This is a genomic window from Thermomicrobiales bacterium (assembly GCA_023954495.1).
Lineage (GTDB): Bacteria > Chloroflexota > Chloroflexia > Thermomicrobiales > CFX8 > JAMLIA01.
In genome coordinates this window covers 35,167-61,395 of sequence record JAMLIA010000009.1, presented here as the reverse complement: position 1 = coordinate 61,395, position 26,229 = coordinate 35,167, and the positions used below count along the sequence as shown (strand labels likewise).

Genomic DNA, 26,229 nt, shown 5'->3' with positions numbered 1-26,229 from the left:
GGGTCCCAGATCAAACTTGGGTCTTTCGTCCGATGTGCACGAACCGGCTGTGACAGACAATGTTGGTGATCGGCGGGGTGACAGGACGCACCGCCGGTCAGTCTCACTCACTCCTCCCCTCATTTGGCCGCTGGAAGGACTGGAGCGACAACGCTCCAGTCCTTCTAGCGTCTGCGGAATTCTGCGTCACGGCAGCCTACCCCCAAACACAGGTCACCCCCTCTCCCAGTATTGGGAGAGGGGGCGGGAGCCCTTTGGGCAGCGGTGAGGGCCGTTCCCTACCGCATTGCAATCGTTGTGCTGAAGGCGTTGATCCAGTTCTGAGCGAGGTTGAAGACCTGGCTCGAGAAGATGCCGGCAACGAGTGTTCCAATGGTCATGACCGCAAGGCCGGTTGCCATCAGCGGGACGCGGCTCGGCTGCATCTCTGTGTCCGGCGCAGGTGAGAAGTACATCGCCGCGACAACTCTGAGATAGAAGAACGCTGACACAGCTGACGCGAGGACGATCGCGATCGCCAGCCAGATCATGTCGGCTTCGATCGTCGCGACAATCACGTAGTACTTCGCGTAGAAGCCGACGAGCGGTGGGATACCCATGAGCGAGAACATGAAGACCGTCATCGCTAAGGCTGCCAGCGGTGAACGTGAGGCGAGGCCGTTGAAGTCGTCGATGTTGGTGCCGCCACCGCGCTCCTGCAGCCAGGCAACGATCGCGAACGCACCGACGTTCATGAACGCGTAGGCGAACAGGTAGTACAGCACGGACGACACTGAGCGGTCATCAACTGCCTGCACTGCGCCAAACGCGGCGAGGCCGGCCAGGGCATAGCCCGTATGTCCGATCGATGAGTAGGCGAGCATACGCTTTACGTCACGCTGCGAGACGGCGACGATGTTGCCCAGCGCCATTGTGATCAGCGCCAGAATGCCGAGGAGCGTGACCCACTCGTCGCGCATCGGCGCGAGTGCCTGCGGGAAGATGCGAATCATCGCTGCGAAGCCGGCGACCTTCGGGATGACCGACATGTAGGCGGAAACCGGCGTCGGCGCGCCCTGATACGCATCTGGAGTCCACATGTGGAACGGCACAGCCGCGATCTTGAAGCCGAGGCCGACCGTCAGGAGCAACAGCGCCAGCAGGAGCGAGGGCTCCAGGTTGCCATCGGTGACGGTGCCGGAGAGCGCGGTTGCGATTCCATCGAGGTTTGTCGTGCCGGTCGCGCCATACACCCAGGCCATGCCGTAGAGCAGGATGGCAGAGGCGAACAGACCGAGCAGGAAGTATTTCAGCGAACCTTCGAGCGATGTCAGGCGCTTGCGGGCGAAGCCGGTCAGGGCGTAGATCGCCAGCGAACCCATCTCGATGCCGATGAAGACCATCAGCAGATCGCCGGCCGAGCCGACGACCATCGCGCCGAGCGTTGAGAAGAGCAGCAGAACGTAGTACTCCGGCAGCGGCATGCTGCCCGGTTCGACCTTCTTCTCCAGATAGCTCGCCGAGATCATCACCGACAGGATCGAGCCGATGAGCGCGATCAGGTTGATGAACACACTGACGTCGTCAGCGCGGAACATCCCGTTGAAGGTCGTCCGATTGACGCCAATGTAGAAGAAGTTGGCGATGAGTGCCGCGCTGAGTCCGACGAGCGTCAGCATGGTCAGCACGCGATGGCGCGAGCGATCCAGCATGAGATCGCCGAGCAGCAGCAGCAACGCCGTGCCGAGCACGATCAACTGCGGGATGATCAGCGTCACATCCGGGTTGATGTGCGGGAAGAGTTGCGTAACCGTGTCCACGTGTCCCCCTGTTGGAACTACTCGCCGTTACCGGATGCCCTGGTCGCCATCCGGTCGCGCATCCCGCTCCCTAAACCCCGAGGCTACCGAATGAAGCGAGAACGGCTTCCAGCGTTCTCTGCATGATGTTCATGAACGGACCGGGCCAGACGCCCATGACGATCGAGAGAATGACCAGCGGCGCGATCGCCGTGATCTCTCGCTTATCAAGATCCGGCCATGAGATCCCATGATGCTCTTCTGCGTGGGCAACCGCACCGGAGCCACCTGAGACAGCCGGCAGGCCGTGCGCATCGCCATGCCCGTGTCCGTGCCCATGACCGGCGCTGGCCAGCATTGCGCGCTCTTCCGGCGTCAACTCGTTGTCGCCCGGATCGGGCAGATCCTCAGGCTGGCGCATGAAGACGACGCGCTGGTAGAGCCACAGCATGTACCACGCTGCAAAGATGACGACGGTGAACGCGATCGCACCGGCCCAGTAGTATTCGCGGAACACTCCGATGATCGCCAGGAACTCACCGACGAAACCGGAGAGACCCGGCAGACCGATCGACGCGAACACGAGGATGCCGAAGAGCGATGCATAGACCGGCATTCGTTGAGCCAGGCCGCCGAAGGCGCTGATGAGGCGTGTGTGGGCGCGGTCGTAGACAACGCCGACGCACATGAACAGGCCGCTCGTAACCAGACCGTGCGAGAGCATGACGATCATCGCGCCATAGAGGCCCTGCATCGTGAATGAGAAGATGCCGAGCGTGACGAAGCCCATGTGACTGACCGATGAGTAGGCGATCAGCTTCTTCATGTCGGGTTGTGGCAACGCGACGAGTGCGCCGTAAATGATGGCGATGACCGAGATGGCGACGATCCACGGTGCCCACGTGCGCGAGGCGTCCTCGAACAGCGACAGGTTGAAGCGGATCATGCCGTAGCCGCCGATCTTCAGCAGCACGCCCGCCAGCAGAACCGAACCGGCCGTCGGAGCTTCCGTATGAGCGTCCGGCAACCATGTATGGAACGGCCACATCGGCACCTTGATCGCAAACGCAATGAAGAACGCCGCGAAGACCCACATCTGGAAGTTGTGGCCGTAGTTCCCTTCGGCCAGCTGGATCACGTTCAGCGTACGCACGCCGGTCTGTTCGTAGTACGCCTGATAGGTCGCAACGATACCGACGAGCATCAGCAGCGAGCCGGCCAGCGTGTAAAGGAAGAACTTCACCGCTGCGTAGACGCGGTTCTGGCTACCCCAGACGCCGATAAGCAGGGCCATCGGGATCAGCGACAGCTCGAAGAAGATGTAGAAGAGGAACAGGTCGAGCGCCACGAAGACGCCGATCATGCCCATCTCCAGCAGCAGGATCGCGATGAAGTATTCGCGTACGCGCGTCTGAACCGGCCCCATCGACCAGATGACGGCCAGCATGCTGAGCATCGTCGTCAGCACGACCAGCAGCACTGATATGCCGTCGACTCCCATGTCGTAGTTAATACCGACGCTGGGCAGCCAGGTGATGTGCTCAGTCATCTGCATGCCGGACGAGTTCGAATCGAAGCTCGCCAGCATCACGAGTGACGCAAGGAACGACGCGGCGGACGACCAGAGCGCGATCTTGCGCGTCGTGTCCGGCGTTGCCTTGGCCCAGAAGAAGATCACGAGCGCGCCGAGCAGCGGCAAGTACGTGATCAGGCTAAGGATTGGGAAGTCACTCACGGGATGTTGCCCCCTCCACCCGAGCTGCCTCCGGGACCATTGTCATCGTCACGATCTGTCTCACCTGTCTCGATTCGACCATTTCCATATCGCCCGCACTCATCACGAGAACAGGTTGCTGACGAAGACGAAGTACGCACCGACGATCACCGCTGCCCCGAGGGCGATGGCGAACGCGTAGTTCGCGACGAATCCGGTTTGCACACGGCGCAATCGTCCGGACGTGAATCCGACAACGCCCGCGACGCCGTTCACCGCGCCGTCGATGATACCGGCATCAACGATCCGCCACAGGAAAATCGAGAACAGATACAGCGGGTGGATAATCAGCGTCTCGTACAGTTCGTCGACCATCCACTTGCGCGACACGAAGGTGTACAGCCCGCCCAGGCGCTCTGCCCAGGTGTTCGGATCGAACGCCGGGGCCTTCTTGATGTAGGCCATGTACATGATCCAGGCACCCGCCAGGGCGATCAGTGTTGATATGCCACCCAGTGTCAGTGTTGTCGCCATCGAGACATGATGCTCGGTCGCGCCTTCGACCGCATTTAACGATGCGATTGCGGCTTCATGCGCGCCATCGAGGGTGAAGTTTGGCGACAGGAATCGATGGATCCAGCCATCTTCCGGCGGGAAGCCGAGGAAGCCGATCAATGCCGCCGGTATCGCCAGCAGGATCAGCGGGATCGTCATCAGCCGCGGCGATTCGTGCGGATGGATTTCGTGCGGATCGAAGCGCTCCTTGCCGTGGAACGTCATGAAGACGACCCGGAACATGTAGAGCGAGGTGAAGAATGCCGCGAGCAGGCCGACGGTCATGATGATGTAGGAGTGGTTCACGAAGGCACCGACGATGATCTCGTCCTTACTCCAGAAACCTGCGAGCGGGATGAGGCCGGCGTTGGCGGCGGCAGCGATCAGGAATGTCCAGTAGGTGATCGGCATGTACTTCTTCAGGCCACCCATGCGGCGCATGTCCTGCTCCTCGTGCATCCCGTGGATGACGGAGCCCGAGCCAAGGAAGAGCAGACCCTTGAAGAAGGCATGGGTCACGAGGTGGAAGATCGCCGGGATCCAGGCACCCACGCCGAGCGCGAAGGCCATGAACCCGAGTTGCGACACCGTCGAGTAGGCGATGACACGCTTGATGTCGAACTGTGTGACCGCGATCGTGCCGGCCATGAAGGCCGTCGCGACACCAACGATCGAGATGATGAGTCGCGCATCGTCGGTTGCGACATAGATCGGGAACGACCGGGCGATCATGTAAATACCAGCCGTGACCATTGTCGCGGCGTGGATGAGTGCGGAAACCGGCGTTGGGCCTTCCATCGCGTCCGGCAACCAGACGAAGAGTGGCAACTGTGCAGACTTACCGGTTGCACCGATGAATAGCAGGATAGCGATCAGTGTCACGGTCGATCCGGCAACGGACGGGATGGCGGCGAAGACCTCGCTGAAGACCATCGAGCCGGTCTTGACGAAGATCAGCATGATGCCGATACCGAAGCCGACGTCACCAACGCGGTTGACGATGAACGCCTTCTTCGCCGCGTTCGTTGCGGATGTGCGCTTGAAGTAGTAGCCGATCAGCAGGTACGAGCAGAGTCCGACGCCCTCCCAGAAGAAGAAGAGCAGCAGGTAGTTGTCTGCGAGGACGAGCATCAGCATCGAGAAGACGAACAGTGGCAGGTAAGCGAAGAAGCGGTAGAAGCCCGTGTCGCCCTTCAGGTAGCCGTTGGAGTAGACATGCACCAGCGAGCCGACGGTTGTGACAACCATCAGCATCACTGCCGTCAGGTGATCGACATGCAGCGTGACCGGGATCTGGAAATCACCGGCCGGAATCCAGGTGAACAGGTGCTGCGTGAGCGGCGTATCGGAGCCAAGCTGGTCGATGAAGACGAGCAGACTGACAACCCACGACCCGATGACCGAAACGGTCGCGATCGGTCCTGCCAGGTCGCGGAGTAACCAGCGCCCGAACAGGCTGTTGATCACCGCCGCCAGGAGTGGCAGCAACGGGATCAAGAAGAGCAGATCCTTCATCGACTGGCTCTCTCCCCTACGAGGGACAGCTCCCTGCTGCCCCGATCCTGACGCGCCCCCGCGTCAGACGTTCCCCAGTAGCGTGCTGCGCTAGTCACGCAGCTCTGTGACCTCTCCGACGTCAACCGTATCGGCCCGGCGCGATAGCGCCATGACGATGCCGAGTCCAAGCACGGCCTCGGCTGCCGCGATAGCGATGACGAAGAGTGCAAACGTTTGGCCGATCATCGAGTTCTGTTCCCAGGCGAAGCCTATGAACGACACGTTGACGGCGTTGACCATGAGCTCGACGCTCATGAAGATCACCAGCACGTTGCGACGGGTGAGAACCCCCATCATCCCGGTGATGAATAGTGCCGCACTCAGCAAGAGAAAGTGCGTGGCGGTTAGCTCACCCATCAGCGATTCTCCTCACTGCCGATACCGGCACCGGTCGGATATTCATCCGCATCGGCCCCGCTCGGTACGTCGGTGCCCGCCCAGGCTGCATGCTCGGTGTAGGCATCGGCTGATGTCACCATAACCAGCCCATCGCGTACGTCTTCGTGGCGAATGACGCGTGCCGTCGGTGCGCCGGTCGGCAGTGCCACCAGGTCAGCGCCACGCGAGTGGCCGAGTGAGATCGTGCCTGTCGTGCGGCTGCGTGCTCGCGTCGTTGGCTCATCCGGCCGTGCCATCACCAGCGCGCCGATGGTGCCGACAAGCAGCACGATGGCGGTTGCCTGGATCGGCAACACGTAGCCCGAATAGAGGAACTGCCCGAGCACCTGGACATTGCCGCCTGCAGCAGCGATCGTCTCTTCATTCCACGGCCCCGGCTGACCAACGACGGTGCGTGTCAGCACTGCCGCCGCAACTTCGCCGAGCAGGATGAGACCGATGGCAATCGCAAACATGCGTTGCAGTGGTGCGCCGCCGTGGAATTCCGGCAGGTCGTCCATGTCAACGAGCATGATGACGAAGAGCACCAGCACCAGGATCGCGCCGGTATAGACAATGATCTGCACTGCGGCGAGAAACTCGGCGCGCAGCATCACGAAGATCCCGGCGAGGTTGATGAACGTCACGACGAGCGCAACGGCGCTATGCACCGGATTGCGCGACACGACCACCCCGATGCCGGCGATGATCGCAATCACCGCCAGGATGTCGAATACGAGCACCTCAGGCGTCATCTGATCTCCACCCCCGTGTGTCCCTGAGCCGTGTCACGCGTCATCCCCCTACCAGAGCTGATTATTGAAGGCGAGTCGGACAAACCCTGTCACGACAATATTCAGCAGCGCCAGCGGCAGCAGCACCTTCCAGGCAATACCCATCAACTGATCGTAGCGGAAACGTGGCAGCGTCGTGCGCAGCCAGATGTAGAAGAACAGGAAGATCATTGCCTTCAGGATCAGCCACCACGCTCCATCAGCGACCGGGCCATCCGTGCCGCCGAGGAAGAGCGTCGCTGCGAACAGCGAAATGACGATCATGCTGATGTACTCGGCCAGGAAGTAGAACGAGAAGCGGAATCCGGAGTACTCAGTGTGGAAGCCGGAGATCAACTCCGTTTCTGCTTCCGGGAGGTCAAACGGGAGACGGTTCGTCTCCGCCACCGCAGCGATAAGGAAGATCACGAACGCCAGCGGCTGATAGAAGATGAACCAGTTGGGGATCTGCAGGCCAGTGCCGAACAGATCGAGCGTCTGGCGCTGCTGATTGAGGATGTCGACCAGCGAGAGCGAACCCGCGATGATGAAAATGCCAACGAGCGACAGCCCCAGGACGATCTCGTACGAGATGACCTGTGCTGCGGCGCGCAACGCACCGAGCAGCGAATAGCGGTTCGCTGACGCATAGCCACCGAGGATGATGCCGTAGACGCCGATTGAGCTGAGCGCAAGAACGTAGAGGACGGCGATGTTGATGTCAGTTGCGTAGAGGTTGATCTGGCGTCCGGCAATCGTCACATGGTCGCCGAATGGGATCACCAGGCCGGCGAGCGGAGCGGTGACGAACGACACCAGCGGTGCGATCACGAAGATGCGCTTGTCGGCGAACTTCGGGATCAGGTCTTCCTTGCCGATCAGCTTGACTGCGTCAGCAATCGGCTGGAGCAGGCCAAACGGGCCGGTCCGATTTGGCCCGATGCGATCCTGCATGTAGGCCATGACCTTGCGTTCGGCCCACGTCATGTACGCCATGCCAATCAGCAGGACGTTCAGGACGATGAACCCGACCACAAACGAAATCCAGAGCGGTTGGTCGCTCATGTTGGAAACGTTTCCCCCTCTATGCTCCGGCGCGCGCCACCCCGTTGACGCTCAACCCGATGCCGTGGCGCGCGGCCCCAACCGCGCCTGAAGAGCGAGACAATCGTGTCCCACCTTCACACGGAGAGAGCCTGTCGCATTCCCGGTCATGTTCCGGTCCCGAAGGCTCCCAGAGTGTACTGCACCTCGGCGCGTTGCACCGCGTGCATTTACCCGGTCTGTTGCCCGCTAACGGTCTACCGACCCGAGCACGATATCGATCGTACCGATCAGCGCGACCACATCAGCGAGCATGGCTCCCTGCGCCATATACGGTAGCACCTGCAGGTTCACGAAGTCGGGAGTCCGCAGTCGCATCCGATACGGCATATTGGAGCCGTCCGAGTAGATGTAGTATCCGAGCTCGCCCTTGGAGTGCTCGATCGCCATATAGACCTCGCCCTTGGGCGCCTCGAAACCCTTGATTACCCACACGAAATGACGCTGCATGTCTTCGGCGGTGCGGAGCACGGTCGCGTGTGGTGGGATGACGTAATTCGATTCGTTCAGCATCAGCGGTCCGTCGGTCGGCATCTGATCCAGGCACTGGCGGATGATCCGCAACGCCTGCCGCATCTCTTCCATCCGGACGAGATAGCGATCGTAGACATCGCCCCGGGTGCCGATCGGCACCTCAAAGTCGAGTCGGTCGTAGATCAGGTATGGCTGTGCCTTGCGAATGTCGTAGTTAATGCCGCTACCGCGCAGGCAGGCACCGGTCAGCCCGTAGGAGATGGCTGCTTCCGGCTCGATGATGCCGACGCCGCGGGTTCGCGCGATCCAGATCGGGTTCTGCGTCAGCAGATCAGAATACTCCTGCTGGTGCGTCGGGAACTTCTTGAGGAAGTCCTCGACCATCTGGTCCAGCCCCTCGGGGATCTCGCGCGAGAAGCCGCCGATCTCCATCATGTTGGTCGTCAGTCGTGCTCCGCAGAGGCGCTCGAAGATGTCGAGAATGTCCTCGCGCTCGCGGAAGCAGTAAAGGCTCATTGAGAGCGCGCCGATGTCGAGCGCGTGAGTGCCGAGCCAGACGAGATGGCTGGCGATGCGGCTCAGCTCGGCCATGATGACGCGCCAGTACTGCGCACGCTCCGGCGCGGCGATGCCGCAGAGCTTCTCGACGGCCAGGATGTAGCCGAGGTTGTTGAGCGGGGCCGCAACGTAGTCGGTGCGGTCGGTCCAGGGCGTGAACTGCGAGTAGCGGCGGTTCTCGCCGATCTTCTCAACACCGCGGTGCAGGTACCCGATGATCGGGTCGGTCGCGACGATCGTCTCGCCTTCAAGCGTCAGGACGACCCGGAGCACGCCGTGAGTGGACGGGTGCTGCGGACCCATGTTGAGGACGAGCTCACGGCGATTTTCGCCAATCTGGCGCTCGACCTCGATCTGCATTGTTCCGCCGGCTGGGGCTTCTTGAATCATGGATCTATGCGCCCTCTCTCGGAGTCTCGCGAATGCGCGGCGCTGCGCCTGCGAACCCGGGCTGAACATACTGCTTGTAGCCGCGCATCGGGTAGTCCTTGCGCAGCGGATGGCCCTCGTCCCAGTCCTCGGCCAACAGCATACGACGCAGGTCCGGATGGCCGGCAAAGACAATACCGAACATGTCGTAGCATTCGCGCTCCAGCCAGCCGGCCGCCGCGTAGACGGTCGTCAGCGTCGGGCAGGGCTGGTCTTCTCGCACACCCGCCTTGAGGCGCAGCCGCCATCGGCGCGGGATCGAGTAGAGCGTGACGACGACATCGAAGCGCGGTTCGCTCCGCAAGTTCAGCATATCGACCGCGGTGAGATCCGAGACCATCTGATACTTCAGGTCGGGCGTGTCGCGCAGAACTGTGCAGATCTCCGGCAACTTCTCGGCCCGAACCCGGACCGTCACCTCATCGCGGAAGAACGTGACGTCTTCAATCGCATCACCAAACTGCGCGCGCAGGGCGATGATGGCAGGATGCTGTGCTTCGTCGAGCGGGCCCCAGTAGCCGCTATAGACCCACACCGGATTGATTTCCTGGACGCCGGTCTGATCGGTCGCTGGCTCAATGACAGGTGCGAGCTCAGCGGCCACCTGCGTATCGAGCGCAGGCAGTTGGGTCGTTTCCTGCGCGTCCGGCGGTGTTCCGGCGTCTGGCGCTGGATTCTGGGACATCGCTCTATGCCTCCTCGGCCGTGCCTGGGGGATCGCCCTCAGGCGGGAGAACCGTCAGGTCAGTTTCGTCGTAGGCCGGTCGTCGCTTCGCGACTGCTCAGGCCGGTCTGCGAACTGACAATTGCCGCGTCGGTACCGGTGATCGCGGCGCGTGCCGCAATGCGATCCTGCTCGCGCTCAATGTCAGCTGCTTCGACGCCGTGCTGCTTCGTCATCGTGTCGTACTTGATGACCTTGTTCTGAAGCTCAAGGACACCAAAGTAGAGACCTTCCGGAAGCGGCGGGCACCCCGGCACGTAGACATCGACAGGCACAACCTGATCGACGCCCTGAACAACAGCGTATGTATCGAATGGGCCGCCGACATTCGCGCAGCTACCCATCGAGATCACCCACTTCGGATCTGCCATCTGATCGTAGAGCGTGCGGACGGTCGGTGCCATCTTTTTGGTGACCGTGCCGGCAACAAACATGAGATCCGCCTGGCGTGGTGTGGCCCGGTAGAGCATGCCGAAGCGCTCCGACAGGTCAAATCGCGGCATGGACGCGGAGATCATCTCAATCGCGCAGCAGGCCAGGCCGAACTGCAGCCACCACAACGAGGAGCGTCGCCCCCAGTTGAACAGCCAGTCGACCGAAGTCGTCAGAACGTTCTTCTCGAATTTGCCTTCGATCAGACCCATTCGAGCGCTCCTTTCTTCCACTCATAGGCGAGACCGCCGAGCAGCAGGCTGATGAAGACGATGGCCTGAATATAGCCGTACAGCCCGAGAGCATCGAACGCAACCGCCCAGGGAAAGAGGAAGATCGCCTCGATGTCAAAGACGACAAAGAGCATCGCCACAACGTAGAAGCGCGGTGTGTAGCGCATGCGTGGCGGTGCGACCCCCGGAACGCCTGACTCGTAAGGAAGCTCTTTGGCAGGGTTTGGGCGGACCGGTCGGACCAGTCGGCCTACCATCAGGAGGGCCGATCCCATCAAGGCTGCAGCGAAGAACAACAGCCCGATGACCGCATAACTGGTGAGCAATTGTCACCGCGTCCTTTCCACCCAAATCCGCCTTTCGGCGGCCCCGTTGAACCGCGTGTACTATATCACAGACCCGTCACCGCTTCGGAAGCCTCCCGGCACCCCGTCCGGCTGTTTTTCGCATTCGTACGCGCCAAATAGCTTGACTTCCCGGCACGTCCCAGTGGGTTGCGTCCCTACGTCAGCGTCATGCGGAGCAGATTTGCCCCGGCGATGATGATGATCAGGATCGCCAGCATGGCCGCGCCACGCAGAAAGCCGAGCATCGAGCGCATCTGTTTCGAGTCATCGTCGGGATACTGTGTCATCAGGCGGTGACGCATGATCAGCGCGAACGCTGCCGTCGCCGCCGAAACACCGATGAACGTCCAATGCCAACCCGTCGTGTCCATGCCCTGCCCTACTCCGCGCGGATAGCGATATTAATGAATGATCCGGTTGGGACGGTGAGCCCGCCGACCGGTGATTGCAGGATAACCTGACCGACCTGAACCGTGTTGATGTTGACGCCCGGCGGCAGGTTCGATTGCGTGACCGGGACGACAGCACCGAGCTGGAGATTGGCTGCTTGCAGCGCCGCGGCGGCCGCTGATTGCGAAAGCCCAACCAGATTCGGCACGGTCGTCTGTCCCGGCTGGTTCGGGCGTGGGGTCGGCGTCTGAGTCGCAGGCGGCTGCGTCGGCGTCGGTGACGGTGTCGGCGTCGGTGTTGGCGTTGGTGTCGGCGTCGGAGTAGGCGTCGGCGTCGGCGTCGGCTCAACCGGATTGTCCGGGATGCCGAGCGCGCCGCCAACAGCCTGTGAGTAGGCCAACAGCGAGGCGATGCCCTCAGGTGTGTAGCGATCGCCGTTCACCGTCAGGTCAGTCAGCGCCGCGCGCAGGTCGCCCGCTTCGCGCTCCGTCAGTTGGTCGCACCGAACAACCGGGCGATCCTGAATCGTCGCAATCTCCTGCTCCACTTCAACCCCGGCGACCGGTAGCTTGCCGGTCGGGACGCAGGCGTCGATCTCGATGATGTCGTCCGGATGCGCGAAAGCACTCGGTACCGGCTGGCCGTCCGGGCCGTTCAGTGCCGCAGCGTAAGCTGGGTCGTGCGCGCGAACCATGAAGTCGTGGAAGATCGGTGCTGCGCCGACGATGCCGTCTATCTCGCGCATCTGCGAGTTGTCTGTGTTGCCGACCCAGACGCCGACGACGAGGTCACTCGTGTAGCCAACGGTCCAGTTGTCGCGCCAGTCGGCACTGGTGCCGACCTTGGAGGCAACCGGGCGGTCGAGATCGGGGAACTCCAACGGGTTGCCGGTGCCGTAGGTCATCCGGCGAGCATCGTCGTCGCTCAGAATATCGGTGATCTCGTAGGCGTGTCCGGGCGCGATCACCTGCCGCGCACCGTTCCAGGCGCGCGCCGGATCGAACGTCTGCAGCGCATCGCCGCCCGGCTCCTGTATATCGAGGATCGCTGACCACGGCACGAAGCGCCCGTTATTGGCGAACGTGCCATAGGCGTTGGTCAGCTCCAGTGGCGAAATCTCGCCACCGCCCAGCGTCAGAGCCAGCCCGTAAAAGCTGGTGCCGCGCCAGAGTCCGTCGCGCACGCCGATGCGGTGGGCCAGGTCGATCGTGTCAGCGACGCCGGCGAAGTCGATCGCCCGCACCGCCGGTACGTTCAGTGACTGGGCCAGCGCCGAGCGGACGCTGACTGCGCCGTGAATCTGTCCGCCGGCATTCACCGGCACATACTCCGGATCCGGCGCGCCGGGCGTGTCGTAGCGCACGGCGTAGTCAAGGATCACCGTGCCGGGGTACCAGCCGGATTCAAAGGCAGCCGCGTAGGTGATCGGCATAAACGCCGAGCCAGGTTGGCGTTCAGCGACGGCGACATTCACCTGCCCCGAGATGCTGTCGTCGGTATAGTCCGCAGAGCCAACCATCGCCACGATTTCGCCGCTGCCGGGCAGCATCGCCACCAGCGCGGCGTTGTTGGCGTCGTACGGCGCGAGCGTGGCCAGGTGCTCTTTCACCACTTCTTCGGCCTGTTGCTGCAGGTTGTAGTCCAGCGTCGTGCGTACCTGCAGGCCGCCCCGATACACCTTTTCGGCACCGTAGCGCTCTTCCAGCGAATCAATGACGAAGTTCACCCAGTGTGGCGCGAGGTTGTAGCGGTTCTCGCGCGTCTGCGGGTCGAGCAGAACACCCCAGGCAGTGTCGGCTCCCTCCTGCGAGATGAACCCCTGCTTCGCCATCTGGTTCAGGACGTACTGCTGGCGTGCCTTGGCGACCTCCATGTTGATGGTCGGATCGTAGTAGCTGGGCGCTTGCGGCAAACCGGCCAGCATCGACGCCTCGGCCAGATTCAGCTCCCACGGATGCTTGTTGAAATACGCCTGCGACGCGGCATCGATGCCGTAGGCGCGGTTCCCGTAATAGATCGTGTTCAGGTACAGTTCGAGGATGTCTTCCTTTGAATACGTCTCGGTCATCTGGACGGCGACTATCGCCTCGCGGATCTTGCGCTCGTAGGAGCGCTCGAAGCCGATCTTCTCCGGGAAGAGTGCGCGCACGAGCTGCTGCGTGATCGTCGAACCACCGGACGACCCGCGCCCGGTCAGGTTGATGAATGCACCGCGGACGACGGCCAGCGGCTCGACACCGTAGTTTGTCCAGAACGTCTCATCTTCGGCAGCGATGGTCGCGTTGACCAGGTTCATGTTCTGGCCGTTGTTGGTGATCTCATCCAGTGAGAGATAGGTGCGCCAGCCGAACTCCGGGTCGCTGACTTCGTAGAGCAGCGTGTCGTGACGATCGTAGATGCGGGTCGTCTGAAAATCGCGCGCCTCGAACTGGTCGATCGACGGCAGATCCTCAGTGAAGTAGTTCCAACCGGCCACGGCAACGCTCGCGCTGACGCCACCGATAAACAGCATCATCGTCGCGGCGAAGATCGCGAGCATCCCGCCGAGGCGGGCGACCATTGAAACGCGCTGGTTGCGCGATCGCCGTCGGTCGGCGCGAGCGAGTGCGATCTGGCGTGCTGGGATGTGTCGGTGCTGCCGACGTCGGGCGGCCTGGGCGCGGCGGGTGCGGGCAGATGTGCGGTACCGTCGGGACATAGTCAAACGCCTGTCGGTCGCGCAGCGTTGCGCGGCGTTATTGCTGGCTGGATGCGCTGCAGTGACGACCGTTGCATTGGCGAAGGATACCATTGTGCCGACGGCAGGCTGTGCTGTCCGCTGCGTGTATATGAAGGAAGGAGCGTCCGATGGAAGCCGACGAGCGCGCCGCCGTTGAGCCGCTTCCGGTGAGTGAAGTTGATCGTTTCCTTGACCGTGAGCTCAGCGGCTGGCGACGTGAAGATCGAGGCATCCGCAAGCGATTTCGCCGGTCGACGTTCCCCGAAGCGATCCAGTTCGTTGTCAAGCTCGGCGAGTTGGCCGAAGTCGCGAACCATCATCCTGATATCGACATTCGTTGGCGGAACGTGATCGTCTTCCTCACTACGCACGAAGCGGGCGGCGTCACCACGCTCGACCTTGATCTCGCGCGCCAGATCGACGAACTCGCGTAGTGCACACGCCTACCCGCGCCCGAACGAAATAGTCCCGGCAATCGCGTCAAACGTTTGCGACACGTGCTGGTAATCAGCGGTCGGCGCAGACAGGCCGGTCAGCACCAGCCCGCTCTGCTGCTGAACGATAAAGATCTGGTAGATCATGCGCGGTTCGCCGTCGACCGTGGCGGTATAGAGCCAGCGCGTCGCCGGGACATTGTTGATCGTCACCGGACCGAGGCTGAGTGTGACGACGTTCTCATAGCGCGCATTGACATCGCGTCGCGTTGCTTCGAGGTACGCCTGCGCCGTTGTAATCGAGTCGAGCGCTTCGCGGGTGATGCGCAGCGACAGCGGATTCGCGCCGGTTGTCTCGCGCGCGGCCAGTTCGGCGATCAGCGGTGGCGATTCGATCCAGTCGGTCGGGATGCGGATGGTATACCAGCCATCGGGCGCGGAGAGATCGCGACCGGCGCTCAGCGGGGTCAGCGTCACCGGCCCGCTGGCGGCTGTGCCGTCCGGGCGCTCAAACGTTTGCTTGTTGCCGCCGCCACAGGCTGCCAGGATGAGTGGCAGCGCGGTCAGGATGGTCAGCAGGAGTAGAAATCGCCGGTTGATCACCAACGCTGTCCCTTTCTGACAGAATGAAGCCATAGACGGAATACGAAGGGCCACCCTCCGTTACGCGTTGTCGGTGGTCAGCAATGGATAGACAGAGGAAGGACGACGCAGATGGAGGAGCGCGAACGACCGATCGTCGACGTCATCGTCGGTGACATCGCCGACGTCGCGACACATCAGGCCGAGGTCTACGTCAACGCGGCCAATAACGAGCTGTGGATGGGCGCAGGTGTGGCAGGTGCGCTCAAGCGCGCTGCCGGCACCGTCGTCGAAGAAGAGGCGATGGCGCAGGGGCCAATCGAGGTGGGCAACGTCGTGCTGACCAGCGCCGGCGCAATGCCTGCACCGGCCCGCGCCATCATCCACGCCGCCGCGATGGGCTTTACCGATCGCACCCAGATCTACGCCTCACCGGAATCGGTCGCCTCAACCACCCGCAAGGCCCTTGATCTCTGCGATGCCAACCACTACGGCAGCATCGTCCTCCCCGCGCTCGGCACCGGCGTCGGCGGCCTCGACGACACCGACTGCGCCACTGCCATGGTCAGCGCCCTGCGCGACCACCTCGCCGCCGGCAGCGACCTCCAGCGCATCCGCTTCATCGTCCGCACCCCCGAACGCGCCGAGGTGTTCCGGCGGGAGATTGAGCGGGTGTTGGGGTGACTTGATATTTGAGGAAAGACACAGAATAGTCGCACTGATGGTAGCGAAGACGACTGCACTGTAGTCGCGGACGTGGTGGCGGCTGACCGGAGACATGGTTGATTCTCCTGGAACACGCGGGCTGGACAGTGCCATCGACATGGCCCCGTGGCATCTCTACCGCATTTGACCTGCCGAAAAAAATGGAATGCTAAAAGCAAACATGCCACGGGAACGCTGGGTCGTTCGCAGACTGACGCGAAAATCGCCTGCACAGTAGAGTTTGAGGCCATGAGCCAGCGCTCCTGAATCCAAAGGAGCCTGCCATGCTCTCTCAACTAAGCCGTGTCATCGCTATTGCTGCTATTGTCGGTGTTTCGGCAATTGTCATCCTGAGCGGGCAACGTCAGACCAGCGCCACCGACCCCAACGCTTTCGACTGGCCTTCGTTCGAGATGACCTACGTCAATGAAGGTCACTTCAACGGACTGTCGCAACCAGCAGGCAGCGAGACGTGGTCGATCATCTGGAACAGCAAGCACGATTGGGAGAAGACGCTCGTTGCTAGCAGCGTGAATCCTGCGGCTGTTGGCGATGTCTATCGGTTCCGTGATGGCAACTTCGTCGTCGATCAATCGACCATTGAGGATGACATTGTTCGAGAACACGGCGATGGCGTGGTGATGCCAGGACCCTGGCTGGTGCCGGGTCGCGACACAGCTTTGCCCGGCAAGGGCTACAGCACGCTGCCGCAGTCGGAGCCGGATCGACTCGTTTTCCAGCACGAAGATGTCGTCCCCTGCCAGCCAGACCCGGACGGTATGCTGACCGGCCTCAGCCAACCGGAGTCGTGCAACAGCGCCGATTCCTTCACACGGCGTGAGACGATCACCTACCGCACCGACATAACCCCACCGATGCCGATCGAGATCGTCAACACCATTGACGGCGAAGAGATCAGCCACATGACCGTAACAGACCTCACGCTTCTGCCGGAAAGTGGCTCATAGTCAACTCAGCTACTCCCCCTCTCCCCGCGGGAGTGGGGGACGGGGGGTGAGGTCCCCTAAATCCCCCCGCTAAACGTGTCGCACTTGGTCGGGTCGCCGGTCTGGTAGCCAGTCATGAACCACTGCTGGCGCTGCTCGGACGAGCCGTGCGTCCAGGTCTCCGGGTTGACGCGGCCCTGGAATTCTTCCTGAATGCGGTCGTCACCGACGGCCGAGGCGGCGTCGAGGCCGACGCGGATATCCTCATCGGTCAGCTCGGCAAGGTAGCCGGTCGCGACGGCGTTCTTCGCCCAGGTGCCCGCGTAGCAATCGGCCTGCAGTTCCGTGCGGACCGCCGCGCTCTGTGGTCCCTGGCGGTCCTGCTGCGAGCGGCCGAGGATGCCCTCGATATCCTGAATGTGGTGACCGTACTCGTGGGCCAGCACATACGCCTCAGCGAACGGGCCCCCTTGCGCGCCGAACTTGGTTCGCAGATCATCGAAGAAGCCCAGATCGAGATAAACCTGCTTGTCGGCCGGGCAGTAGAACGGGCCGACCTCCGAGCTGGCGTAGCCGCAGCCGGTCTGCGTCGCCTGCGAGAAGAGCACCGTCTTCGACTCGCTGTAGGTCAGGCCATACTTGGGCAGCTCATCGTCCCAGTACGCTTGAATACTATTGACGTAGCCGACGATCCGGCAGTCGCGCTGCTCGTTCGCATCGTCGCCAGTCTGACATTCGGTCGAGATGCTGCCGCCCTGCACCGCCTGATCCGCAGGTGGCTGCTGCTGCTGGATGCCGGTGCTGGAGTCCAGCGGATTGCCGCCCATGAGCAGCGTAATGATCAGGATGATGATGCCCAGCCCACCGCCGACGCCGCCGATGGCCGCGCCCTTGGGCACGCCGCCCCCGCCAGCACGCCGATCCTCAATTTGAGATGGATCAAGCTGCGCATCTTTTCTGAATCGCGCCATATTCAACCTCCACCCGGCATACCCCGCCGACCCTCATGGCCCCAGTCTCATGTAATTGATAGACGATGTTGTATCACGCCACGCGATGCGCGACTCATCCCCCAACGTACGACAGAATGCACGTGGCATGCCGCGCATCTCCTGCTCATCTCGGGTACGATCCGCATATCCGAATCAGCATGGCACAGCAGTCAGGAGGGTTGCATGAGCGCGAAGATATACGACGCTGTCATCATTGGCGGGGGCCACAACGGCCTGACCGCCGCCTGCTACCTGGCGCGCGCTGGCTTCGATGTCTGCGTGCTTGAGCGCTACCACACGGTCGGCGGGGCGGCGATCTCCGAGGAGTTCCCCAACGCGCCCGGCTACATCGCGTCGACCGGCTCCTACGTCCTGTCGCTCACGCCGCGCTCGATCATCGACGATCTTGATCTCTGGGAGCACGGACTGGAGCTGCTGGAACGCAACCCGCGCTTCTTCATGCCCTTCCCGGATGGCGAGTACCTCGTCTACTGGAATGACGACGATCAGGTCATTGAGCAGATCCGGCGCTTCTCCGAGAAAGACGCGCGCAATTACCATTACTATGAAGACTTCGTCGAGCGCGCCTGCGAGGCGATGGACCAGTTCATCCTGCGGCCACCCCCATCGTGGTCGGAGTTCGCCGCAGCATTCTCCGGCAGCGCCGACGATGCGCGCGTGTTCCAGAAGCTGATCCTCGGCTCGGCCGCCGACTTCGCCGAATACTTCTTCGAGAGCCCCTACATCCAGGCCGGCATCGCCGCCTCCGGCCTGATCGGCACGTTCCGCGGCCCGCGCGACGCTGGCACAGGTTACGTCAAGCTGTACCACTCGATGGGCATGAGCACCGGCTATCGCGGCCGCTGGGCGTACGTGCGCGGCGCGATGGGCACGGTGACGAAGGCGCTCGCGTCGGTGGCGCAGCTCAACGGCGCGGAGATCCGCACCAACGCCGAAGTGGCCGAGGTCATCATTGAGGGTGGGGTCGCACGTGGCGTTGCGCTGGTTGGCGGTGAGGAAGTGCGCGGCAAGGTTGTGCTCTCCAACGCCGATCCGGTCCGCACCTACACGAAGCTGGTCGATTCCGCCGCGCTGCCCGAGACGTTCCTGCGCGACATCAACGCCATCCAGATCAAGTCGCCGGTCATGAAGATCAATCTCGCCGTCGAGGAGCTACCGCGCTTCACTGTGCTGGAGGGCGAAGATCGCGAGCAGCGCTGGGGCCATACCGGCGGACTCTTCATCGGCCCGACGATCGACTCGATGCAGCGCGCCTATGAGGATGCGCTGCAGGGACTGCCCAGTTCCGAGCCGTTCATGAATATCCACACGCAGTCGGCGCTCGACTCGACGGTCGCGCCGGAAGGGAAGCACACGATCTCGGTCTTCACGCAGTACTTCCCCTATGAGCTGGCCGAAGGCACCTGGGACGAACGCCGTGATGAGATCGCCTGGCATGTGCTGAAGCGCTTCGCCGAATATGCGCCGAACATCATGGATGTCGTCGTCGATATGCAGGCGCTGGCCCCGCCGGACATCGAGGCGCGCTTCGGCCTGACCGGCGGCCATATCTTCCAGGGCGAGCTGGTGCCCGAGCAGGCGTTCGACCTGCGCCCCGTCCCCGGCAGCAGCACCTACGAAGGTCCCGTCCCCGGCCTCTACCTCTGCGGTGCTGGTGCCTGGCCCGGAGGATGCGTCATGGGCGCCCCCGGCCACAACGCCGCCCACGAAGCGATCGCGAACTTGCAGGGTGGGAGGCATGGGTAGCGGGTCAGTCTGATGGCAGGCTGGCGAAGATGAGCAGGTCGGCCCATGTGTCCATAGAGATGCGACGAATAGTTGATTCGATCGCGGCGAGCTGGGTCCCGACGTCTCGCTGGTTGATGCTTCGGGGGAGAATCAGCAGTCCGGAGTGGTGATGTCCTTCCTCTAACCAGAGCTGGGCGAGGTCGGGAAGCGTTGCGATGTCATAGCTGACGAGAATGCGATTCGCAGCGGTCGCCGCTGTAAGCACGCTCGCATCGTCGGCGGTGCGCCATTGACCGTCGGCCAGGTCCGCGAGATGGACGACATCAAATCCTCGTCGCGCCAAAGCGTTCGCCAGTGCATGTGAGAGGTGCGCATCCAAAAGCAGCGCCGGCACTGCTAGACGGAGATCACGTGATGCGGCTGTTGCGCTGCGAGCCGCTCGAACATTGCGTCAGTGTCGCGGATCGCGGCATCGATCTCGTTAGCAAATGTTTTCGCGTAGTCGAGCGCGACGGCGATGATATCAGCACGGATGTTGCAGTGCGCCGCGATCGCTGGTATGTCGTATTCGTATTCACGTGCAGCACTGGCAAGGAGCCAGATCGGCAGACGGTGACCTCGCACGTATGCCTGGCGACCGATGCCAGTATCGCGGAACTCGATCGCCGGGAATTCGCGCATTCGCAATCCCTCCTCGACCAGGATCGCCGCCGCCTCGCCGGGCGTCCTGTTCATCGATCGGGCGACGCGGTTCAGTCGCTCCAGTCGTTCGCCGCTGAGTCGGAAACTGTTGCCCAACCCTTACCTGCCACGCAATCTGTTTTCGTTGTCACCATGTAGACATTGTATCACGGTGGAGAGAGGCATGTCCCTACGGACGACCTGCGGCCGCTTCTATTACCTCCATGCTACTCAGCGCACCTCGCACATCAGCGCCAGCGTGTTGTCCTCGCTGTCCTTGAAAAACGCCATCCAGAGCTCGTGGTCGGGCATGCGGGCGATCAGGTGCGGTTCGTCGATGAAGGTGACATCTCGCGATTTGAGCGCGGCATATGTCGCGTTGATGTCAGCGACACGGAAATACAGGATCGAGCCGGGATGGTCGAACTCGGGGAGCTCCGGCCTGCTGATCAGCAGGCGGGTGCCATCGCAATCGAAGAAGGCGAGGTCGCCGGACTGGAAGATGAACGGCACGCCGAGGATGTCGCGGTAGAACGCGACCGCGCGGTCGACGTCATGCGCGCGCATCGAAATCTGCCCGATCGTGCTCAAGCTGATTGCCTGACTCGGGGCGTCCTGACTATCCATCTGTGACACCCTTCGTCAGCCCGTCGGCGGCGATTCCATGAACGCGAGCATCTGCTTCCAGGCGTCGTCGCAGGCTGCCGCGTGCTCCTTGAAGGTGCGGTCGAAGAACGAGTGCGGTGCGCCGTCGTAGATGACCATCGTGTGCGAGACACCAGCGTCGTTCAGATCGACGTCGAACTGCTCGAACGCCTCGACCGGCGTGTGGTCCGCTCCGGCGACGAGCACGAGCAGCGGGGCTGCCATCGACGGAATGTAGCTCTCGATGCGCGATGGCACGCCGTAGAAGCCGATCGCCCCTGACAGTCCCGACTGCGTGGCGGATTGTCGCCACGACGCTGCGCCTCCGAAGCAGAAGCCGACGCTGAAGACGCGCTCGACCGCGCCGCCCTCGGCTGAGCGCAGGTGTGCGATGGCTGCCGCCGCGTCGCCGTCAACGCCCTCGGCGGTGGTCTGCTCGACGTGCGGGCGGAAGGCGAAGCTTTCGTCGCGGTTGTCGGTCTCGGCGGTGCGGCCGAAGTAGTCGATCGCGACCGCGTCGAATCCTGCGACTGCGAACTGGTCGGCCAGCTCCTTGTAGAACGTGTGCAGGCCGCGGATGTCCGGCAGGATGACGACACCCGCGCCGGTTGGATTAGCTGGATGCGCCGCGTAGGCCATGAAGCGATTGCCGTCTGACGCTTCGAGCGTCAGGTCGCCGCCTGCGGCCACACTGCCGCCGGAAATGGGGGGAAGTGGTGGGCGGGCGTCATCTCCGTAGCACATCGGGAACCTCCTCAGGGTGCCGGATTGTTATCGTTGGCACAGGATACGGCAGCAGGCGACCTGACGAAAGGGGCAGCCGTGGGCGGACTGGCGAATATCATGCGCGTGGGGCTGCCCGTTCTCATCGCGTTCATCTTCCGGGGCGGCTGGATCATCCTGCTCGCGTTCGGCACTCGGCCATTGCGGCGATTCTGGCGCTGGTTCTGGTCGTAAGCTCTGCGCGCCAGACGCTACAGCCCTTCCTCATACGCTGTACGTCCGAGGTGGCCGCCGAGGATATCCCACGGTGACTGGTTCTCCGGGTGATATTCGAAGCGCGCACGCTCGAAGTACTGGACGGTGTAGATCTCGCCTGTCTCGTTGTTGCGCTCGCGGAACTCCTCGCTGATCGGGAAGCCGAACATCGCCAGCCCGCCGTTCGCCTGCCAGTACGCGCGGAAGCCAAAGCACAGGTGGTGGCCGGTCTCTGCGTAGAAATTGCAATTGGCGTCGGATGCGCCGGTGCTGCGCAGGAACGGCTGTTCGCTGTGACGCCCCTCAGTCAGCTCGACACCGAGCAGCCCGAGCAGTACATCGTGGTGCGACGGCCACTCGCCCGGATGCAGCTCCATCCGCACGCGCTCGAAGTACTGCATCTGGATGCCGTCGCGGGTGAAGACGTCGGTCAGTGGATAGCCGAAGCGAGCTAGTCCGCCGAACTCATTCCAGTAGCGCAGGAAGTTGCTATCGACACTGAAACCGGTCTCGGGGAAATAGCGTGCCTGAGGCTCCAGGAAGTCGCTCGCTCGCTGGAACTCGTAACCCCGAGCACGCAGCTGATCGATCATGCCGGGGAGCGCCGCCGCATCCTGCGATGCCGCGCCGACGTGCATCAGCACGACCCCGCCGGGGCGTGCGTCGTTCAGCACGCGGGTGTTGATCTGGCTCACTGTCGCGCCGTTCCAGCCGAGCGTGTCTGTCGTCCACATGACGTTGACGGTGTAATCGTTGGCGGCGATGTCGCGCAGCGTCGCAGTGTCGTACTCGCCGTACGGTGGGCGAAAGTACGGCTTCATCCAGACGCCGGTCAGGTCGTGCACCAGGTTCTCGGTGCTGCTGAGCTGACTTTCACGTTGCGCGGTCGTGAGCGACGGGAACGATGGGTGGTCCCACGAGTGGTTGATGAGCTGGTGGCCCTCATTAACTATGCGTTGAAGCAGAGCCGGGTTGGCTTGCGCCCAGAGACCAGTCATGCCGAACGTCGCCTTGACACCCTTGCTCTTGAGCGTATCGAGGATTTGCGCTGTGTAGCCAGTGTCAGAACCGGCATCGAACGTCAGCGCCATCAGCTTCTGGTCAGTGTCGAACGTGCGCACGGTCAGGACGTCCGCAGCGTCGGCGGCGTCCGCCTGCCGAGGTGCCAGCGCGAATGTCGACGACAACGTCGCCATTGCCAGCAGCGCGGCCACAATCAGATGGAACCGACCGCGATGAGAGGACCCCTTGCCCGACATCTCGTCTCGCTTTCTGTACCGCCGCATCGTGTGCGGTCGAGTGTTGTTTGTCTTCCCCCTACAAGCCAGTTGGGCGATTTTCGTCAGCATGGTAGTTCAGGCGGCAGTGTGGGGAGTCAGTGCAAATATCTCAAAAGTGACGGTGTGACGAGCGGTCCCGATCTGGCCGCAGTGCGACACGTTCTCCCGAGATACTCAACAATTGAGTAGTGCAGGTCTGGACGGCTGGCCAGTTCTCTGCGAAAGTACCCCTCTGTCAACGATATTGGCGAACAGACAGAGAGGCATCCGATGACTGCAACGATACCGTCAGCCAGGTTCGGGCTGCGCAGCAGCCAGCACCACCTGTCGTGGGACGAAATCCGCCGCAATATCCTCGCAGCAGACGCCTGGGGTCTGGAATCTGCCTGGGTGTTCGACCACATCATTCCGCTCTCCGATCCGCGCAGTGGCCCCAACCTCGAAGGCTGGACGCTGCTGGCTGGTCTGGCCGAGGCGACGAAGACCGTCCAGCTCGGCACGATGGTGACTGGCATCACCTATCGCAATCCCGGCATGCTGTTGAAGTCGGCGGTCACCGTCGATCACATCTCGAACGGGCGTTGCCTGCTCGGCGTTGGTGCTGCCTGGTTCGAGGGCGAGCACGACATGTACGGCATCGACTTCCCCTCGAATGGCGATCGCGTTTCGATGTTCCGTGAGGCGCTGGAGATCTTCGAGAAGCTGCAGACGGAAGACGTCTCCAACTACGACGGCAAGTATTACCAGCTGCGCGATGCACTGTTCTTCCCCAAGCCGATCCAGCAGAAGAACGGCAAGCCGCACCTGCCGGTCGTGATCGGTGGCTCCGGCGACCGCATGCTACGAATCATCGCGCGCTACGCCAACCAGTGGGACAACAACTTCCCGGACGTGGACACCTACCGCGAGCGCGTTGGGAAGATCGAGGCTGCCTGCGAGAAGATCGGTCGCGATCCAAAGGAAATCCGCCGCTCGACGACGCTCGGCGCTGACTTCGTCACCAAGAGTGAGGCAGAGCAGCGCGAGCACCTCGACTCGCTGCGCGCGCTCGGCATCACCGACTTCCTTTTCCACTCACCGAAGGACGTCAACGACTTCAAGCCGGTCGCCGAAGGGCTGATTCCGAAGCTGCGCGAGGAGTGGAAGTAGTCGGTTCGGATCTCACATCAGTGCTCCGCAGGTTGCCTGTGGAGCACTGATGTTGTTCATTCCACCGGGATCGCTGCGCCGCGGATGATGCCGGCTTGCTGGCTGCAGAGGAAGGCGATGACTTCGCCGACGTCGGCAGGTTTGACCCAGTTATCCGGGTTCGCCTTTGGCATCGATTCGCGGTTCTGTGGTGTGTCGATCGTCTCTGGCAGGATGCAGTTGATCGTGACGCCGGTTCGGCGCAGCTCGCGTCCGAGTGAGCGCGTGAAGGCGATGACCGAAGCCTTGGCGGCGGCGTAGGCGGCAGTGTTCGGCATCGGATTCACGGCGGTGCGCGCGCCGACGGTGACGATCCGGCCATAGTCGCGTTCGACCATGCTGGGCAGCGCGGCGCGAATCGTCGACACGGCGGTCTGGACGTTCAGCTCAACTAGCTCGCGCCAGGTCTGGTTGTCGGTCTGGATGAAGGTACCGCCACGAAATCCGCCGACAAGGCAGACGAGCCCGTCGAGGTGACCGTGCTGGGCGATGACGCGTTCGATCAGCGGTTCGGCCGCCCCCGGCTCCAGTAGGTCGGCGATCTCGACAGTGATTCCCTCGCCCGGCGATTCCGTCGGTCGGTGCGAAGTCGTGATGACGGTCGCGCCCTCGCGCACCAGCACCGGCAGCACACCCGCGCCGAGTGCGCCGGTCCCGCCGGTCACCAGCACAACTCGATCATTCAACATCTCTGGCATGGCGTGGAACCTCCTGACATCGTTTCGTGTCGATTGTACGCCCGCGTTCGATCCGGAGCGTTGACGTAGTGTGTTGACAGATACGATGTTCCTAATTAGGATGATCTCGAACTGGAGGAACGCAGATGGTCGTGGGTCGACAGTCGTGAATCGAGAACCGCTCGGCTTTCTGCTCGGCGCAGCCGGACGCAAGGTCGCGAAGATGTACACCGCAGCGCTGGCGGAGGATGTCGTCTCGCCGTCGCAGCTCTACGTTTTGCGGCAACTGTGGCGCGAGGACGGGCTGGCGCTCGTCGATGTCCGCGAACGTGCTCAGCTCGACGCGACATCGATGACCTGGATAGCAGATCAGCTGGAGAAGGTCGGGCTGGTTGAGCGCAAGCGCAACGATCAGGATCGGCGCATCGTCCGACTCTGGTTGACCGACAGCGGTCGCGCGCTCGCGTCCGATCTGGAGTCGCGGCTGGCAAGCTGGGATGCCGGTATCGAATCTGTGTTGCGGCAGCATCACGCGCCGGCCGATCTGGACACGTTCCGCTCGGTGCTGTCGACCATCGTCGCCACGCTTCCGGAAGGCGATGACCTCTGGGCGAGCCTGTCGACCTCCTGGGATGAGGCGCTGGAGCGTCTCCGTCGTTCAGTTCTGGATGTACCAGAACATGCTGTTGAAGGAGAACCCGAACCATGAGCACCCCGTCAATTGGTCGCGCGATCGTCAAGGAAATCGTCATCGCCGCACCGCCGGAGCGCGTCTACCGCGCGTTCGCGGAGCAGTCGGAGCTGGAGCACTGGTTCGTCAAGCATGCCGACGTTGGTGCTGCGCCGGGTGAGCGCTACAACCTGACCTGGCTGCCCCACCAGAGTAGCGTTGGGCGCATTGTCGAAATGTCGCCGCCGAACCGCTTCGTCTTCGCGTGGGACGTCACGAGCGAGCGCTCGACGACCTGCGCGTTCGACTTCATCGCCCACGATGCTGGGACGCTCGTCCGCCTGACCCAGACAGGATTTGGAGATGGGGACGACTGGGACCGACTCTATGAGGACAATAGCGGCGGTTGGGACATCGAGCTGGGCAACCTGAAGCGCTGGTTGGATGACGGCGAGCGCAAGACGGAGTGGTTTGAAGAGGATTGCTGATCTCCTGGCGCCGGTCGGTCCAGCATTGCGCTGGGCCGACTTGCATCG

At 62.4% G+C, this 26,229-nt stretch carries 27 protein-coding genes and 1 pseudogene; 8 read left to right on the top strand and 20 right to left on the bottom strand.

Translation table 11 applies throughout. The annotated features are described in order from the left end of the window. Positions 1–278: 278 nt before the first annotated feature. From M9890_03295 to M9890_03240, 12 genes and pseudogenes are all read right to left on the bottom strand, one after another. Positions 279–1,799 (bottom strand): NADH-quinone oxidoreductase subunit N, encoded by a 1,521-nt coding sequence (locus M9890_03295; protein ID MCO5175987.1) that lies wholly within the window; start codon positions 1,797–1,799, stop codon positions 279–281. Positions 1,800–1,869: 70 nt separating this feature from the next. Beyond that, positions 1,870–3,513, bottom strand: coding sequence for an NADH-quinone oxidoreductase subunit M (locus tag M9890_03290; protein ID MCO5175986.1), 1,644 nt, complete (start codon positions 3,511–3,513; stop codon positions 1,870–1,872). Positions 3,514–3,615: 102 nt separating this feature from the next. Beyond that, positions 3,616–5,562 (bottom strand): NADH-quinone oxidoreductase subunit L, encoded by a 1,947-nt coding sequence (gene nuoL / locus M9890_03285; protein ID MCO5175985.1) that lies wholly within the window; start codon positions 5,560–5,562, stop codon positions 3,616–3,618. A gap of 90 nt (positions 5,563–5,652) precedes the next feature. Beyond that, the gene (gene nuoK, locus M9890_03280; protein ID MCO5175984.1) at positions 5,653–5,961 is read right to left on the bottom strand and encodes an NADH-quinone oxidoreductase subunit NuoK; all 309 of its coding nucleotides are present in this window, start codon (positions 5,959–5,961) and stop codon (positions 5,653–5,655) included. After that, positions 5,961–6,737 carry an NADH-quinone oxidoreductase subunit J gene (locus M9890_03275; GenBank protein ID MCO5175983.1) on the bottom strand — a complete coding sequence of 259 codons (777 nt, stop codon included), beginning with the start codon at positions 6,735–6,737 and terminating at the stop codon, positions 5,961–5,963. The genes nuoK and M9890_03275 overlap by 1 nt, the downstream gene beginning before the upstream one ends. A gap of 48 nt (positions 6,738–6,785) precedes the next feature. Then, positions 6,786–7,820 carry an NADH-quinone oxidoreductase subunit NuoH gene (nuoH, locus tag M9890_03270; GenBank protein MCO5175982.1) on the bottom strand — a complete coding sequence of 345 codons (1,035 nt, stop codon included), beginning with the start codon at positions 7,818–7,820 and terminating at the stop codon, positions 6,786–6,788. Positions 7,821–8,048: 228 nt separating this feature from the next. Next, positions 8,049–9,281, bottom strand: a complete 1,233-nt coding sequence (gene nuoD, locus M9890_03265; GenBank protein MCO5175981.1) for an NADH dehydrogenase (quinone) subunit D — start codon at positions 9,279–9,281, stop codon at positions 8,049–8,051. A 4-nt stretch (positions 9,282–9,285) separates the two neighbouring features. Further along, complete coding sequence (locus tag M9890_03260; GenBank protein MCO5175980.1) at positions 9,286–10,005, bottom strand: NADH-quinone oxidoreductase subunit C; 720 nt, start codon at positions 10,003–10,005, stop codon at positions 9,286–9,288. Positions 10,006–10,223: 218 nt separating this feature from the next. Next, a pseudogene (locus M9890_03255) lies at positions 10,224–10,688 on the bottom strand (NADH-quinone oxidoreductase subunit B). Then, positions 10,679–10,966, bottom strand: a complete 288-nt coding sequence (locus M9890_03250; protein ID MCO5175979.1) for an NADH-quinone oxidoreductase subunit A — start codon at positions 10,964–10,966, stop codon at positions 10,679–10,681. Before M9890_03250 ends, M9890_03255 begins: the two are co-directional and overlap by 10 nt. A gap of 245 nt (positions 10,967–11,211) precedes the next feature. Continuing rightward, entirely contained in the window at positions 11,212–11,427 is a 216-nt protein-coding gene (locus tag M9890_03245) for a hypothetical protein (protein MCO5175978.1), read from the bottom strand. Positions 11,428–11,435: 8 nt separating this feature from the next. Further along, positions 11,436–14,144, bottom strand: coding sequence for a transglycosylase domain-containing protein (locus M9890_03240; protein MCO5175977.1), 2,709 nt, complete (start codon positions 14,142–14,144; stop codon positions 11,436–11,438). Positions 14,145–14,293: 149 nt separating this feature from the next. Here M9890_03240 and M9890_03235 point away from each other — a divergent pair, with 149 nt between their 5' ends. Beyond that, positions 14,294–14,599, top strand: a complete 306-nt coding sequence (locus M9890_03235; GenBank protein MCO5175976.1) for a 4a-hydroxytetrahydrobiopterin dehydratase — start codon at positions 14,294–14,296, stop codon at positions 14,597–14,599. A gap of 9 nt (positions 14,600–14,608) precedes the next feature. Here the strand turns inward: M9890_03235 and M9890_03230 are convergent, their stop codons facing one another. After that, on the bottom strand, positions 14,609–15,202 hold the full coding sequence (locus M9890_03230) for a DUF1795 domain-containing protein (protein MCO5175975.1): 594 nt from the start codon (positions 15,200–15,202) through the stop codon (positions 14,609–14,611). Between the two features lie 111 nt (positions 15,203–15,313). Here M9890_03230 and M9890_03225 point away from each other — a divergent pair, with 111 nt between their 5' ends. Together M9890_03225 and M9890_03220 are read left to right on the top strand one after the other, a co-directional pair. Beyond that, on the top strand, positions 15,314–15,865 hold the full coding sequence (locus M9890_03225) for a macro domain-containing protein (GenBank protein ID MCO5175974.1): 552 nt from the start codon (positions 15,314–15,316) through the stop codon (positions 15,863–15,865). A gap of 305 nt (positions 15,866–16,170) precedes the next feature. Further along, on the top strand, positions 16,171–16,854 hold the full coding sequence (locus M9890_03220) for a hypothetical protein (GenBank protein MCO5175973.1): 684 nt from the start codon (positions 16,171–16,173) through the stop codon (positions 16,852–16,854). 56 nt (positions 16,855–16,910) lie between these two features. Here the strand turns inward: M9890_03220 and M9890_03215 are convergent, their stop codons facing one another. Beyond that, positions 16,911–17,804: a neutral zinc metallopeptidase gene (locus M9890_03215; protein ID MCO5175972.1), complete on the bottom strand. Its 894-nt coding sequence runs from the start codon at positions 17,802–17,804 to the stop codon at positions 16,911–16,913. A gap of 204 nt (positions 17,805–18,008) precedes the next feature. Between M9890_03215 and M9890_03210 the strand changes: the two genes are divergently transcribed. Next, positions 18,009–19,592, top strand: a complete 1,584-nt coding sequence (locus tag M9890_03210) for an NAD(P)/FAD-dependent oxidoreductase (GenBank protein ID MCO5175971.1) — start codon at positions 18,009–18,011, stop codon at positions 19,590–19,592. A gap of 4 nt (positions 19,593–19,596) precedes the next feature. Here M9890_03210 and M9890_03205 read toward each other — a convergent pair whose 3' ends face one another. From M9890_03205 to M9890_03190, 4 genes are all read right to left on the bottom strand, one after another. Continuing rightward, positions 19,597–19,917 carry a DUF5615 family PIN-like protein gene (locus M9890_03205; GenBank protein ID MCO5175970.1) on the bottom strand — a complete coding sequence of 107 codons (321 nt, stop codon included), beginning with the start codon at positions 19,915–19,917 and terminating at the stop codon, positions 19,597–19,599. A 53-nt stretch (positions 19,918–19,970) separates the two neighbouring features. Beyond that, positions 19,971–20,372: a hypothetical protein gene (locus M9890_03200; GenBank protein ID MCO5175969.1), complete on the bottom strand. Its 402-nt coding sequence runs from the start codon at positions 20,370–20,372 to the stop codon at positions 19,971–19,973. A 114-nt stretch (positions 20,373–20,486) separates the two neighbouring features. Next, entirely contained in the window at positions 20,487–20,882 is a 396-nt protein-coding gene (locus M9890_03195; GenBank protein MCO5175968.1) for a VOC family protein, read from the bottom strand. Between the two features lie 15 nt (positions 20,883–20,897). After that, positions 20,898–21,644, bottom strand: coding sequence for a dienelactone hydrolase family protein (locus M9890_03190; protein MCO5175967.1), 747 nt, complete (start codon positions 21,642–21,644; stop codon positions 20,898–20,900). 33 nt (positions 21,645–21,677) lie between these two features. Here M9890_03190 and M9890_03185 point away from each other — a divergent pair, with 33 nt between their 5' ends. Beyond that, the gene (locus tag M9890_03185; GenBank protein MCO5175966.1) at positions 21,678–21,857 is read left to right on the top strand and encodes a hypothetical protein; all 180 of its coding nucleotides are present in this window, start codon (positions 21,678–21,680) and stop codon (positions 21,855–21,857) included. 17 nt (positions 21,858–21,874) lie between these two features. On the opposite strand, the gene M9890_03180 is transcribed toward M9890_03185, so the two are convergent. Then, positions 21,875–23,137 (bottom strand): polysaccharide deacetylase family protein, encoded by a 1,263-nt coding sequence (locus M9890_03180; GenBank protein MCO5175965.1) that lies wholly within the window; start codon positions 23,135–23,137, stop codon positions 21,875–21,877. A gap of 291 nt (positions 23,138–23,428) precedes the next feature. On the opposite strand from M9890_03180, the gene M9890_03175 reads away from it, so the two are divergent. Further along, a complete protein-coding gene (locus tag M9890_03175) occupies positions 23,429–24,307 on the top strand; it encodes a TIGR03560 family F420-dependent LLM class oxidoreductase (protein MCO5175964.1) in 879 nt (292 codons plus the stop codon). A gap of 56 nt (positions 24,308–24,363) precedes the next feature. Here M9890_03175 and M9890_03170 read toward each other — a convergent pair whose 3' ends face one another. Continuing rightward, entirely contained in the window at positions 24,364–25,044 is a 681-nt protein-coding gene (locus tag M9890_03170) for an SDR family NAD(P)-dependent oxidoreductase (protein ID MCO5175963.1), read from the bottom strand. A 145-nt stretch (positions 25,045–25,189) separates the two neighbouring features. Here M9890_03170 and M9890_03165 point away from each other — a divergent pair, with 145 nt between their 5' ends. Together M9890_03165 and M9890_03160 are read left to right on the top strand one after the other, a co-directional pair. Beyond that, entirely contained in the window at positions 25,190–25,732 is a 543-nt protein-coding gene (locus M9890_03165; protein MCO5175962.1) for a MarR family transcriptional regulator, read from the top strand. After that, positions 25,729–26,181, top strand: coding sequence for an SRPBCC domain-containing protein (locus M9890_03160; protein ID MCO5175961.1), 453 nt, complete (start codon positions 25,729–25,731; stop codon positions 26,179–26,181). The genes M9890_03165 and M9890_03160 overlap by 4 nt, the downstream gene beginning before the upstream one ends. Positions 26,182–26,229 lie beyond the last annotated feature (48 nt).

What these genes read in the sequence shown, in the direction of transcription:
- nuoL (MCO5175985.1), bottom strand. Translation starts at nt 5,562, where the DNA reads ATGAAGGATCTGCTCTTCTTGATCCCGTTGCTGCCACTCCTGGCGGCG.
- nuoK (MCO5175984.1), bottom strand. Translation starts at nt 5,961, where the DNA reads ATGGGTGAGCTAACCGCCACGCACTTTCTCTTGCTGAGTGCGGCACTA.
- M9890_03275 (MCO5175983.1), bottom strand. Translation starts at nt 6,737, where the DNA reads ATGACGCCTGAGGTGCTCGTATTCGACATCCTGGCGGTGATTGCGATC.
- nuoH (MCO5175982.1), bottom strand. Translation starts at nt 7,820, where the DNA reads ATGAGCGACCAACCGCTCTGGATTTCGTTTGTGGTCGGGTTCATCGTC.
- nuoD (MCO5175981.1), bottom strand. Translation starts at nt 9,281, where the DNA reads ATGATTCAAGAAGCCCCAGCCGGCGGAACAATGCAGATCGAGGTCGAG.
- M9890_03260 (MCO5175980.1), bottom strand. Translation starts at nt 10,005, where the DNA reads ATGTCCCAGAATCCAGCGCCAGACGCCGGAACACCGCCGGACGCGCAG.
- M9890_03250 (MCO5175979.1), bottom strand. Translation starts at nt 10,966, where the DNA reads ATGGTAGGCCGACTGGTCCGACCGGTCCGCCCAAACCCTGCCAAAGAG.
- M9890_03245 (MCO5175978.1), bottom strand. Translation starts at nt 11,427, where the DNA reads ATGGACACGACGGGTTGGCATTGGACGTTCATCGGTGTTTCGGCGGCG.
- M9890_03240 (MCO5175977.1), bottom strand. Translation starts at nt 14,144, where the DNA reads ATGTCCCGACGGTACCGCACATCTGCCCGCACCCGCCGCGCCCAGGCC.
- M9890_03235 (MCO5175976.1), top strand. Translation starts at nt 14,294, where the DNA reads ATGGAAGCCGACGAGCGCGCCGCCGTTGAGCCGCTTCCGGTGAGTGAA.
- M9890_03225 (MCO5175974.1), top strand. Translation starts at nt 15,314, where the DNA reads ATGGAGGAGCGCGAACGACCGATCGTCGACGTCATCGTCGGTGACATC.
- M9890_03220 (MCO5175973.1), top strand. Translation starts at nt 16,171, where the DNA reads ATGCTCTCTCAACTAAGCCGTGTCATCGCTATTGCTGCTATTGTCGGT.
- M9890_03215 (MCO5175972.1), bottom strand. Translation starts at nt 17,804, where the DNA reads ATGGCGCGATTCAGAAAAGATGCGCAGCTTGATCCATCTCAAATTGAG.
- M9890_03210 (MCO5175971.1), top strand. Translation starts at nt 18,009, where the DNA reads ATGAGCGCGAAGATATACGACGCTGTCATCATTGGCGGGGGCCACAAC.
- M9890_03195 (MCO5175968.1), bottom strand. Translation starts at nt 20,882, where the DNA reads ATGGATAGTCAGGACGCCCCGAGTCAGGCAATCAGCTTGAGCACGATC.
- M9890_03190 (MCO5175967.1), bottom strand. Translation starts at nt 21,644, where the DNA reads ATGTGCTACGGAGATGACGCCCGCCCACCACTTCCCCCCATTTCCGGC.
- M9890_03180 (MCO5175965.1), bottom strand. Translation starts at nt 23,137, where the DNA reads ATGTCGGGCAAGGGGTCCTCTCATCGCGGTCGGTTCCATCTGATTGTG.
- M9890_03175 (MCO5175964.1), top strand. Translation starts at nt 23,429, where the DNA reads ATGACTGCAACGATACCGTCAGCCAGGTTCGGGCTGCGCAGCAGCCAG.
- M9890_03170 (MCO5175963.1), bottom strand. Translation starts at nt 25,044, where the DNA reads ATGCCAGAGATGTTGAATGATCGAGTTGTGCTGGTGACCGGCGGGACC.
- M9890_03160 (MCO5175961.1), top strand. Translation starts at nt 25,729, where the DNA reads ATGAGCACCCCGTCAATTGGTCGCGCGATCGTCAAGGAAATCGTCATC.